We start from the raw sequence: 12,450 nt of genomic DNA, 5'->3' as shown, positions 1-12,450 counted from the left end.
AGGTCATAAGCCAATTTTCGTCTAAGATTAAAGTTCAAATCTTAGTCGAAAATCGTCTTATGCTTGTCGGAGCTAACCAGTCGCCTCCGCTTTTCGTATTGTCCAGCTCCAGGCGTTTGCCCCTCGAGGTCATAAGCCAATTTTCGGTTAAGATTAAAGTTCAAATCTTAACCGAAAATCGTCTTATGCTTGTCGGGGCAGAGCGAACGCCTTCCGCTTTTCTAACTGTAAAGAAAAAATATTGACAAGTGATTATAAAGAATATATAATTTTCATTGTTGCCTTGAGGTGGTTTATTTATGAAATGGTCAGTGCACCAGTTGCAGAAATTAAGACATAAAGGTTTAAATTTAGATGAGACAATTGATGTAAGTCAAATAAAGGAACGTAATTCTGATATTCGAGAGGTTTCTCCTATTCGGGTTGCTGGACGAGTTGATTTTGGAACGAACCGATATACGTTTCATTTAACAATAACTGGATATTTAATTTTACCTTGTGTAAGAACATTAGTTGATGTAAAATATCCTTTGTCGATTACCACAACAGAAACATTTTTTACAACATCTGAATGGAAAAGTGAAGATGAGAATTTTCACATCCTAGAGGGTGACGTGTTAGACTTAACCCCAGTGATTGAGGAATGTATTTTAGCCGAGATTCCAATGCAGGTTTATGCAGAGGATGTTGAGGGGAAAGAAACAGCTCCAACGTCAGGAACAGATTGGGAAGTTAGGGAACATGTCGAAGTAGAGCAAAAAATTGACCCTCGACTTGCTGGTTTAGCAAAATTTTTTGACAAACAAGATAATTGAGAAGTACCGGATAACCGGCTTCATAACAAACACTCACTTTAAGGAGGTGGGATCAATGGCAGTACCTGCAAGAAGAACGTCCAAAACTGTAAAAAGAAAGCGTCGTACGCATTTTAAATTAGCGGTACCTGGAATGGTTGAATGCCCAAACTGTAGTGAATTAACATTAGCACACCGCGTATGTAAATCATGCGGACACTACAAAGGAAAACAAGTACTTAGCAAATAAGCTAGTCTTTGAATGAGCACATAGGAAACTATGTGCTTTTCCTTTTGCCTAAAACGAACGAATCCACTAAAACCATACTTCCTCTTACCTCTGCCCAATTTAAATCCTGTATAGTATAATAAAAATTAATAGGAAACTAGGTAAAGGGAGAGGGATTCCAATGTCTGAAGTAATTTCTTATCAAAGAGATGAAGTCGATTATATATTTTTAAATAGGCCAAAATACGGGAATTGCATTGATGAAAATACTGTAGAAAAACTTTCAGAAATTATCCGAGAAATCCGAATGAAATCCCAAAGTAAACTAGTTGTTTTAACTGGGGAAGGTATGAAATATTTTTGTACTGGTGGAGATTTAAACACAATCATAAATTTTAAAAACAACTTAAATGGATTGGAATCTTTTAATCTAAAAATGTGTGATGTGATCTATCAAATAGCGATGTTACCACAAATTACAATCTGTTTTATTAATGGTTATGCTTTGGGTGGTGGCTGCGAACTAGCAAGTGCATTTGATTTTAGATATGCCAGTCACAATGCAAAAATAGGATTTATTCAAGGAAGAATGGGAATTCCAACCTCATGGGGTGGAGGTACATTACTTCAAGAAAAAATGAGTCATCAAGATTGGATTACATTACTATCATCCTCAAATATTTACACCGCATTTCAAGCTAAGAAGATTGGTTTTATACATGAACTATCAAAAGATTTAACAAGTTTACATAATGAAAGCTTTATCAGTTTAGCTAGAAGTATTCCAGCGCAAATACATCATCAAAATAAAAAAATACTGATCCGAAAATGGACCGAGCAAAACCTTAAGAGAAGAATGGAAGAAGAAGTTATTTCTGCTGTGCCACTTTGGTTTTCAGATGAACATATAAAAAATATCGAACAATTTACAAAAAAATTGGAAAAGTAATCTTCTACCTTCATTTTTTTGTGCATATGAATTAGTAAAATCTGCTTATTGCATAAGAAATTGGAGGGGATTGCAAATGGTTGCAAATCGCCAGGATGCATGGACAAAAGAGGAGGATAACTACTTAGCTGAAGTAGTTTTAAAAACCATAAATGAAGGGTCAACTCAATTAATGGCATTTAAAATTGTAGCAAAGGAATTATCAAGGACAGCTGCTGCATGTGGTTACCGGTGGAATTCATATGTTAGAAAGTTCTATAAAGAAGAGATTGAAAAAGCAAAAAATAGTAGTAAAAAACAAGCGGTTTCTTCAAATAAAGTAGAACCAACACATGATTTAGTATCGGTTACGAATCAGACTATTGAAGAATCTACAACAGATAAAGGCCATTCTGAAATAACGTTTGAATCAGTATATAAATTCTTAGAGTATTTGAGATTAAAAGTTGATGCCAGTGGAAGAATTAAAGATATACAATCTTTAGAAAAAAAGCTTTTAAAATATAAACAAGAAAACGAACAATTGAAAATTGAAAAGCAACAGTTAGTTGAAAAACTAGATGAGCTTCAAACTGAATATGAAAATTTATTTGATTTTCTAGATCAAAAACGAAAAATAGTAAATATTAGTTCTAAAAACGATACGAAGGTAAAATAAAATGAAAAAACTCAACATCTCCAAAAAAGGTGTTGAGTTTTTTGTGTTTATTTATTTTCAGGTTTCCAAATGACAAATTCAGAATCTCCCTCAATGAAACCTTGTTTTTTCCAAAATTCATTTGAATTTGCTCTTGGTATTGTTTTAATCGTTTTCTTAAAGGATTTAGCGAAGTTTACTAATTCTTTTCCGTATCCATTCTTTTGATAATAAGGTAGGACTTCCATTTTATTAATTTCAATTATTTCTTCATTATTTTCGCTATGGGTATATAAACTCATTCGGGCAATTAGTGCCTTGCCTAAATATATACCATAGAAAGGAGATTGGAACTCGTTATCAATTAAATTTGATTCAAGATCTTCAAGCATTGATAGCTCTTGTAGACCATAACCGGAAAATTGCTGAAATTGTTCAAGTGTTTTAAAATTTATTTGTAAACGTTCTATCTTGATGTTCAAAAAAAGCTCCCCCTTAAAAAAGAATGTAAATTTTAAATATTTTAAATATAATTATATCGTACAATTAAATTTAAAAAAAGATAGATTCGGTGTAAATTTATTATCAATAAGATAATAGTGGAAAAATAATTTTTCGATTGGAGAAATCAATGAAAATAGGAATAATTGGTGGTGGTGCCGTAGGTCTTCTTACAGCTTCGTATTTGTATCAAAATAAACATAGTGTTACATTGTTTACAAGAACAGAAGAACAGGCAAATCTAATAAATAACTTAGGTGTTATGCTATCAGTAAATGAAAAAAAGAACCAAATGTGTATTACAGCAAATAAAATTTTACCTAAAATAAACATGTTTGATTTATTAATTGTTTGTGTTAAACAATATCACTTAGATCAAATCGTAAACACGATCAATCAATATGAAGGTAAAAACATATTATTTCTTCAAAATGGTATGTCTCATATTGAAATCGTTAAAAATTTACCCATTCCAAATTGCTTTATAGGGATTGTTGAACACGGTGCATTAAAAACTTCTCCAAATGAAGTCACACATACTGGTAAAGGTATAATCCGAATTGGACAAATAAAAGGGAATAGTGATTCGCTAAATCTGCTATCAAGTTTACATACAGCTGGGTTTCCAATTAAAAGTGAAGATGGTTGGGAGTATATACTTAAACAAAAGTGTTTAATAAATTGTGTTATTAACCCTTTAACGTCTATTTTGAATGTTAGAAATGGTGAATTAATCACTAATGAGTATTTTAAACCAATTTGTAAATTATTATTTAATGAGGTTGCAACAATCCTAGATTTAAATAACCAAAAAGAGTGGGATAAATTAGTAGAAATATGTGAAAAAACGAAAGAGAACTACTCGTCGATGAATCGAGATTTATTTCACGGTAGACAAACAGAAATTGAAAGTATGTTAGGATTTGTTAAAAAATTGGCAATTAATAAAAAAATAAATGTACCGACAATTGAACTTATGTACAATTGTATAAAAGGACTTGAGAAGAAAAAGGGGTAATTCTTTTTGGAAAAATTTTTCATTTTCTTTATTTCACTATTAATTGAATTTCCGATTTTTTCAACAATATTTATTTATATGTTTTTAAAATTATTTTTTAAACATAACAAGCGTAAACTTTTGCTTTTTACGCTAGATTTATCTACAATTCTATATATTAGTTCATTTTACTTTGTATTAAATATGATTTTTCCGACTGCAACAGGTTGGATATTAATTAATTTATTATTGGTTATCTTATTTATTAGTATTATTCTTCAATGGAAAGCAAAAAGAGATATTCGGTTTACTAAGCTACTAAAAGGTTTTTGGAGAATGTCGTGTATTCTGTTTATTATTCTTCATTTTATTACTGTGTTGGCTGGTTTAGCTTTAAAAATAACTGAGTATAATGCTTAACCTGAAGAGCGAGAGAGGAAGTTCGTAATGCAAATTAGTAAAGTCCATTTAGACGGGCAAAATAAATTGCTGAATGATTTTGTAAATGGAAATGAAGTAATTTCTTCTTTCTTTGGTGAAAATCCATTAGTAAAAGAAGAAATGGAATATAGAATAAAAAATGTAATGGAGCGTTCTTATAATCGTACAGGATTAGTTGATGCACTTGAGAAGTTTCACATTAAGCATCATGCAAGTAATGAATCATTAACAAATGTGAAAAAATTACTTAATAAAGATTCATTTGTTGTAATTGGTGGACAACAAGCTGGCTTATTAACTGGCCCATTGTATTCAATACATAAAATTATTTCAATTATTCAATTGGCCAAGAAATATGAAAAAGACTATGGTCTAACAGTTGTCCCTGTATTTTGGATTGCGGGTGAAGACCACGATATTGATGAAATAAACCATATTCATACAATTGAGAACAATAAAGTAAAAAAACAAACATTTTATCAAAAAACGACTTTTTCACATGCTGCTTCTAGAACTGAATTAGATCAGCAAGATATGAAAAAGTGGATTGATAAAATCGTTAAAACTTTTGATGAAACGAATTATACAAAGGAATTACTTGAAGAACTATATGCGATGATTGAGCAATCTACTACTTACGTAGATTTTTTTGCGAAAATTATTTTTAAATTGTTCCAAAAAGAGGGGCTTGTCCTAATTGATGCAGATGATCCCAATGTTCGTAAGTTGGAATCATCTTTATTTAATGAAATGATTCAAAAGCAAGATATCGTAAGAGGGGTTTTAAAGGATACGAAAAGTAGACTGATAAAATCTGGGTACCACGAAAGTCTTCATATTTCTGAACAGAGTATTCATCTTTTTTACCATAGTAATGAAGGTAGACAGTTATTAGAAGTATCTGAAAATGAAGAGGTTTTTCAAACGAAAAATAGGAATTATCAGTTTTCCAAGCATGAGTTGATTAAAATTGCGAATGAACAGCCTGCGTTATTAAGTAATAATGTGGTTACTAGACCGGTCATGCAAGAGTACTTATTTCCTACATTAGCATTTGTTGGTGGTCCAGGTGAGATTGCTTATTGGGCTGAGTTAAAGGATATTTTTAATCTATTTAACCTTGAAATGCCACCTGTATTTTTAAGACATATGTTTACTATTTTTGAACGAAATATTGTATCAGCATTAGACGATTTTTCATTAAATATTCATGATGTACTAAAATACTCATTAGAAGAAAAGAAAGACGAATGGATTAAAAATCAAGTAAAACTAGACTATAAAGCTGTGTTTAGTGAAGCTAAACAATCTTTAGAAGAATTGCATAAACCTCTTCAAGATGTAACGAACAAAGTAACACCAAACTTAAAGGATTTTTCGATAAAGAATTATTTAAAGATAGAAGAACAAATTCTACTTTTGGAACGAAAAATAGAAGAAACCATTTTAAAGCAAAATGAAGAGCAAATTGAAAAATGGGATCGAATCATCTGTTCAATTTCTCCTAATGGAAAACCACAGGAGAGAACGTTAAATATTCTTTATTATATTAATAAATACGGTTTTGATTTTGTTCATGAGCTTTGTGATTTAGAACTATCATGGGATTACGCTCATCAAGTCGTAACAATTTAAAAAGATTGCTTTTATTCATATGATTAAGGTGTTTTTTAAAGCAATAATTCTTTGAAATAGGCTGAATTTTATAATAAAAATGAAATCCTGCTGCACTGTTAGCAGGATTTTTTGTTTTTTTAAAGAATTTTTTAGAAAAGGTGGTAAGAAGTGGGGGAATGTGGTAAGTTTGTGTTAGAAAGTGGGGGAATAGGATGTTTATCGGTGAATATCAACATAATATCGATGTAAAAGGACGTCTTATTATACCTTCAAAATTTCGAGACAAGCTTGGTGAAAACTTCATTGTTACAAGAGGTTTGGATCAATGCTTATTTGGCTATTCAATGGCCGAATGGAGTGTAATTGAAGATAAACTGCGCACACTACCACTAACAAAAAAAGATGCAAGAGCATTTACTCGTTTTTTCTTCTCGGGGGCAATGGAATGTGAGATGGATAAGATGGGGAGAATTAATATAGCACCTAATTTACGCAGTTATGCAAAATTAGAAAAAGAATGTGTAGTAGTTGGTGTTACAAATCGTATTGAGATTTGGGATTTATCAACTTGGAATACATATATGAACGAATCAGAAGAGTCATTTGGTGAGTTAGCAGAAAACTTAATCGGATTTGACTTGTAAAATTAACAAATTGAAAGTAGTGAAAGCATCATGTTTGAACATATTACGGTTTTATTAAAGGAAACTGTTGATTCTTTAGAAATCAAAGAAGATGGCATTTATGTAGATTGTACACTTGGTGGTGGAGGTCATAGTGAATACTTACTATCTCAACTTTCATCAAAGGGTAGATTAATCGCTTTTGACCAAGATGAAACAGCCATTAAACATGCAAAAGAGCGATTAAAAAAATATGAAAATCAATTAACTATTGTAAAAAGTAATTTTAAACATATAAAAGAAGAACTCCATCATTTAGGTATTTATGAAGTAGATGGAATTTTATTTGATTTAGGTGTTTCTTCGCCACAATTAGACGTTGCTGAACGTGGTTTTAGTTTTCATCAAGACGCACCTCTTGACATGCGTATGAATCAAGAACAAACATTATCAGCATATGAAGTTGTAAATGACTGGCCTTATGAGCAACTTGTGAAAATCTTTTTCCGATATGGAGAAGAGAAATTCTCTAAACAAGTTGCGAGAAGGATTGAGGAATTAAGAGCTAAGAAACCGATTGAAACAACTTTTGAGTTAGTCGAAATTATTAAAGATGCAATACCTGCACCTGCAAGAAGAACAGGTGGACATCCAGCTAAAAGAATTTTTCAAGCAATTCGTATTGCTGTAAATGATGAACTAGGTGTATTTGAAGAAGCTCTAAAGGATGCAATTACTCTTATAAAACCAAAAGGAAGAATTAGTGTAATAACATTCCATTCATTAGAGGATCGCATTTGTAAAACGATTTTTAAAGAAGCTAGTTCACTTCCGCCATTACCACCAGGTTTACCAATTATTCCCGATGAGTTTAAGCCGAAGTTAAAACTAGTAACAAGAAAACCACTTTTACCAACAGATGAAGAAATCGAATTTAATAAACGAGCAAGGTCTGCAAAGTTAAGAGTTGCAGAAAAATTATAAGGAGGGAAAATAATGAGTAATTTGGCTAGAAAGCTACAACAAAAACAAGTTACTGATTTACAACAAAGACCTTCTAACAAGAAAAAACAAAAGAAAGTATCAAAAATTACACCTTTTGAGAAAATACTTTACTTAGCATTTATTTTTGCATGCTTCTTTATGGGGACTAAAATCATTAAAACCCAAGCAGAAATATATGATACTAACTTGAAAATACAAAATGTGAAAAATGAAATAGCGACTGGAAAACAGCATAACTCTGAGCTGAAAATGAAGATCGATGAATTAAGCACATATGAGCGCATATGGCAAAAAGCAAAAGAGTTAGGCTTAAATATTGATAGCAATAACGTAAAGTTTACCGACACTAGTAAGTAGGAGATTTTAGATGAGTAAGAAAAAAAATAAATACACAAATTTTGGTATTCGTTGGTTTTTTTTAGCTACTTTAGTCGCTTTTATCTCCCTTATAGCGAGACTTTCTTATATTCAATTATCAAACACAGTAGAAGGCAAAAATTTAAAAGTTTATGCGGATGAGAATTACAATACATCTCAAAAAATACCTGCTAAAAGAGGGACAATCTATGATTCAAAGGGAGTTCCACTGGCAGAAGAGGTGACAGCTTACACTGTATCTGCGGTTCTAGATCCAAGTGCATCTAAAAACTCTAGAGTGAAAAGACATGTCATCGATAAAGAAAAAACTGCAAGAGAATTAGCACCAATTTTATCAATTGATGAATCAGATCTTTTAGCGAAATTAGGTAAACCAAAATATCAAGTTGAATTAGGGCCAGGTGGAAGAAATATTTCTCAAAGCAAAAAAGAGCAAATTGAGAAATTAAAGCTACCTGGTATTGTTTTTACTCCTTCACAACAACGCTATTATCCAAATGGTGTTTTTGCATCTCATTCGTTAGGTTACACGAATATAAATGATAATGGTGAACTATTTGGTGAAATGGGATTAGAAAAAGCACTGAATAAAGAGTTAACTGAAAAGGATGGAAACAGAAGCTTTTTACGTGATCGAAAAGGAAATATTCTACCATATGAAAATGAGAAGGTTACACCGCCGCATAATGGTGATGATGTTTATTTAACAATAGATACAAAGATTCAAAGTTTACTAGAAGATGCAATGACGAATGTTGAAAAAAAATATGAGCCAGAAAAGATAATGGCAATCGTTTCTGATCCAAAAACAGGTAAAATTATAGCGATGAGCAATCGTCCTAGTTTCAATCCGAATCTTCATGACATTACAAACTATACAAATGACCCAATTTCATATGCAATTGAAGCCGGTTCTACAATGAAAATCTTCACATTAGGTGCTGCTATGAATGAAGGAGTTTATAATGGAAATGAATATTTCCAATCGGGTCGATATAAAGTACCAGGTGGAGGAACTGTCCATGACGTAAATCGTAACGGATGGGGTTCAATTACTTTTGACGAAGGGATTCAAAGGTCTTCAAACGTAGGAATTTCGATTCTTCTTAATGAAAAATTAGGTCCAGATCGTTTTTTACAATACTATAAAAACTTTGGATTTACACAAAAAACGAATATTAATCTTCCAGGTGAATCAAGTGGTAAATTAGTATATAATTATCCACTTGAAAAAACGACAACTGCTTTTGGACAAGGATCTACAGTAACAGGAATTCAAATTATCCAAGCTGCAAGTGCAATTGCGAACGATGGGAAAATGATGAAGCCATATATTGTTGATAAAATTGTCGATCATGATACGAATAAAGTTATTAAAAACTATAAATCTCAAGTTGTTGGAAACCCTATTTCAGAAGAAACAGCAAAAAGAGAGAGATCGTTATTAGAAACGGTAATTACTGCGCCGCATGGTACTGGGCATAATTATGCGATTGAAGGCTATACTGTCGCTGGTAAAACTGGAACTGCCCAAGTTGTTGACGAACATGGAAAATATCTTAAAGGACATGGTCAAAACCTTTTTTCATTTATCGGTATGGCACCAGCAGATGATCCGAAATTAGTCGTTTATGTAGCAATGCTTCGTCCAAAGCTTGAAGCGACTGAAATCGGCTCAGATGGCGTTTCTGAAATTTTTAGAACAGTAACTAAGGGCGCATTAGAGTATATGAAGGTTGAGCCTATTGAAAATGCCAAAGTAGATAAATTGATCGATAAAGAGAGCATAGAAATTCCTAATTTGAAAGGTCTTACTTTAGATGAAGCAAAATCTTTAGCTAAATCAGAAGGATTGAAGCCTGTATTATTAGGGAATGGAATAGAAGTTACTGGACAATCAATTAAGTCAAAAACTCAAGTGGTCAGAGGTACTAAAATTTTTCTTAAGACAAATGGAACAAATAAAATGCCATCGATTATTGGCTGGTCAAAATCGGATGTTAACCGCTTAGGTAAATTATTTAAGCTAAATATCTCAACAAAAGGATCTGGATTTGTTACAAGCCAGAGTATTAAAGAAGACTCAGAACTACGGGATCATGACTATTTAACGATTGAATTAAATAAACCTAATGAACAAGAGAAAGACGAAGAAAAAGATATAAAAGTTGATGTGCAAGAATGAAATGGCAAAGATAAGATCAATTAAATAAAAATGACAATAGACCATTCTAGGACAATAACAAGCTAGAAGGTCTATTGTATTTAGTACAAGCATATATTGAAACGAACATAATGTAGAGGAGTGTTCGTTTCGATGCGAGTATCTAATGTAACAGTTCGAAAACGATTATTTTTTGTATTCATTGGTGGTTTATTAATTTTTTCTATTATTGCAACAAGGCTTGGTTATGTACAATTTGCTATGGGTGATGTTTTAACTGAGCGAGCGAAAAATTCGTGGAGTCGAGACATTCCATTCGAACCAAAACGTGGTGAAATTTTAGATCGAAATGGTGTTGCTCTTGCTACTAATAAAAGTGCTCCATCTGTACTAGTCGTTCCTAGGCAAATTAAAGATCCAAAGGAAGCGACTGAAAAACTTGCCCCAATATTAAAAATCTCCGAAGTAAAGCTTTATAAAATTTTAACGAAAAGATCTAGCATGGAACACATTCGCACAGAAGGTATAAAAATTACAAATGAGAAAGCGAAACAAATCCGAGATCTTAACATTGCTGGTGTATACATAGCAGAGGATTCTAAAAGATATTATCCATTTGGTGACTATCTTTCTCATGTGTTAGGTTTTGCTGGAATCGATAATCAAGGTTTAAACGGACTAGAACTATACTATGACAAGCAATTAAGTGGACAAAAAGGTAGTGTGCAATTTTATTCAGATGCTAAAGGCCAAAGAATGCCCAATATTGCAGACGACTATATTCCGCCGATTAATGGATTAAACTTAAAATTAACTGTAGATTCGCGAATACAAACAATTCTTGAACGAGAAATGAATAATGCAACAGCTCAATATAATCCCGATTCAATGATAGGAATTGCGATGAATCCAAATACCGGAGAAATACTTGCAATGAGTAGTCGTCCAAGCTTTAATCCTACTAATTTTAAACATGTTTCACCCGAAGTATATAATCGGAATTTACCTGTTTGGTCAAATTATGAGCCAGGTTCAACCTTTAAGATTATTACACTTGCAGCTGCGTTAAATGAAGGATTAGTAGACTTGAATAAAGAACATTTTTATGATGATGGGGCTGCTGAAGTAGCTGGAGCTCGTTTGCGTTGTCATAAAAGAGGTGGACATGGCTCTCAGACTTTCTTAGAGGTAGTTCAAAATTCATGTAACCCAGGATTTGTAGAATTAGGTAATCGCTTAGGTGAAGACCGTTTATTTAAATATATTCGTAATTTTGGTTTCGGCAAAAAAACAGGAATTGATTTACAAGGTGAAGCATCAGGCATTTTATTTAGCATGGATCGAGTCGGTCCAGTTGAAGCAGCAACAACTGCATTTGGTCAAGGTGTATCAGTTACACCAATTCAGCAAGTTGCAGCAGTATCAGCAGCTATTAATGGCGGTATTCTTTACCAACCTTATATCGCAAAAGAGTTTGTAGATCCAGTTACAAATGAAGTAGTTAGTCGGAAAACGCCAATTTCAAAAAGACGAGTTATTTCTCCTAATACATCTAAAAAGGTCCGATTGGCACTAGAAAGTGTTGTTGCACAAGGTACTGGTAAAGGTGCATTTGTAGAAGGGTATCGTGTTGGTGGCAAAACTGGAACAGCACAAAAAGTAAAAGATGGACGATATGATGATAGTAGTTTTATCGTTTCATTCGTAGGTTTTGCACCGGCTGACGATCCTCAAATAGTAGTATATATTGCAGTCGATAATCCAAAAGGCACTGTTCAGTTTGGGGGAGTTGTGGCTGCTCCAATAGTAGGGAATATTATTCGAGATAGTATGCAAGTTTTAGGTGTACCTCCTAGAAAAAATCAAATTCCAAAAAAATTCGTATACGGTGATATACCAACATATGAAGTGCCAAATTTAATTGGTTTGGAGAAAAAAGATTTGCAACCTTTGCTAGATACTTTTACTATTGAATATAGTGGCAGTGGAAATATTGTCGTTGACCAAGCACCAAAAGCAGGTGTTAAACTAAAAGAAGGTTCTAAAATTAGAATTTATTTAGGAACGAAAGAAGAAACTAAATCTAAAACGAAAGTAAAAAAATGATTTAGTGAA

Annotated in this window: 13 protein-coding genes; 12 read left to right on the top strand and 1 reads right to left on the bottom strand. The window is 32.5% G+C overall.

Features of this window, described 5'->3' with window-relative positions; genetic code table 11:
* The first annotated feature begins 299 nt into the window (after positions 1–299).
* From CN925_RS13715 to CN925_RS13700, 4 genes are all read left to right on the top strand, one after another.
* On the top strand, positions 300–815 hold the full coding sequence (locus tag CN925_RS13715; RefSeq protein ID WP_098846783.1) for a YceD family protein: 516 nt from the start codon (positions 300–302) through the stop codon (positions 813–815).
* 55 nt (positions 816–870) lie between these two features.
* The gene (rpmF, locus tag CN925_RS13710) at positions 871–1,044 is read left to right on the top strand and encodes a 50S ribosomal protein L32 (RefSeq protein ID WP_025672195.1); all 174 of its coding nucleotides are present in this window, start codon (positions 871–873) and stop codon (positions 1,042–1,044) included.
* A 160-nt stretch (positions 1,045–1,204) separates the two neighbouring features.
* The gene (locus CN925_RS13705) at positions 1,205–1,972 is read left to right on the top strand and encodes an enoyl-CoA hydratase/isomerase family protein (RefSeq protein ID WP_098846782.1); all 768 of its coding nucleotides are present in this window, start codon (positions 1,205–1,207) and stop codon (positions 1,970–1,972) included.
* 76 nt (positions 1,973–2,048) lie between these two features.
* Complete coding sequence (locus tag CN925_RS13700) at positions 2,049–2,630, top strand: Myb-like DNA-binding domain-containing protein (RefSeq protein ID WP_098846781.1); 582 nt, start codon at positions 2,049–2,051, stop codon at positions 2,628–2,630.
* A 47-nt stretch (positions 2,631–2,677) separates the two neighbouring features.
* On the opposite strand, the gene CN925_RS13695 is transcribed toward CN925_RS13700, so the two are convergent.
* A complete protein-coding gene (locus CN925_RS13695) occupies positions 2,678–3,091 on the bottom strand; it encodes a GNAT family N-acetyltransferase (protein ID WP_286138347.1) in 414 nt (137 codons plus the stop codon).
* 149 nt (positions 3,092–3,240) lie between these two features.
* Here CN925_RS13695 and CN925_RS13690 point away from each other — a divergent pair, with 149 nt between their 5' ends.
* From CN925_RS13690 to CN925_RS13655, 8 genes are all read left to right on the top strand, one after another.
* Positions 3,241–4,128 (top strand): 2-dehydropantoate 2-reductase, encoded by an 888-nt coding sequence (locus tag CN925_RS13690; RefSeq protein WP_098846780.1) that lies wholly within the window; start codon positions 3,241–3,243, stop codon positions 4,126–4,128.
* A gap of 6 nt (positions 4,129–4,134) precedes the next feature.
* Positions 4,135–4,527 (top strand): DUF3397 family protein, encoded by a 393-nt coding sequence (locus CN925_RS13685; protein WP_098846779.1) that lies wholly within the window; start codon positions 4,135–4,137, stop codon positions 4,525–4,527.
* Positions 4,528–4,554: 27 nt separating this feature from the next.
* Positions 4,555–6,183, top strand: coding sequence for a bacillithiol biosynthesis cysteine-adding enzyme BshC (gene bshC, locus CN925_RS13680; RefSeq protein ID WP_098846778.1), 1,629 nt, complete (start codon positions 4,555–4,557; stop codon positions 6,181–6,183).
* Positions 6,184–6,377: 194 nt separating this feature from the next.
* The gene (gene mraZ, locus CN925_RS13675) at positions 6,378–6,809 is read left to right on the top strand and encodes a division/cell wall cluster transcriptional repressor MraZ (RefSeq protein WP_098846777.1); all 432 of its coding nucleotides are present in this window, start codon (positions 6,378–6,380) and stop codon (positions 6,807–6,809) included.
* Positions 6,810–6,839: 30 nt separating this feature from the next.
* Positions 6,840–7,772 carry a 16S rRNA (cytosine(1402)-N(4))-methyltransferase RsmH gene (rsmH, locus tag CN925_RS13670; RefSeq protein WP_098846776.1) on the top strand — a complete coding sequence of 311 codons (933 nt, stop codon included), beginning with the start codon at positions 6,840–6,842 and terminating at the stop codon, positions 7,770–7,772.
* Positions 7,773–7,784: 12 nt separating this feature from the next.
* Entirely contained in the window at positions 7,785–8,150 is a 366-nt protein-coding gene (ftsL, locus tag CN925_RS13665; RefSeq protein WP_098846775.1) for a cell division protein FtsL, read from the top strand.
* Positions 8,151–8,160: 10 nt separating this feature from the next.
* A complete protein-coding gene (locus CN925_RS13660) occupies positions 8,161–10,356 on the top strand; it encodes a penicillin-binding protein (protein WP_098846774.1) in 2,196 nt (731 codons plus the stop codon).
* 132 nt (positions 10,357–10,488) lie between these two features.
* Entirely contained in the window at positions 10,489–12,441 is a 1,953-nt protein-coding gene (locus tag CN925_RS13655) for a stage V sporulation protein D (protein ID WP_098846773.1), read from the top strand.
* The last annotated feature ends 9 nt before the right edge of the window (positions 12,442–12,450 follow it).

The sequence above is a fragment of the Bacillus sp. AFS055030 genome (genome assembly GCF_002574545.1).
GTDB lineage: Bacteria > Bacillota > Bacilli > Bacillales > Bacillaceae_G > Gottfriedia.
Note: the sequence above shows the minus strand (reverse complement) of the source record. Positions and strands in the feature narration are given on the sequence as shown.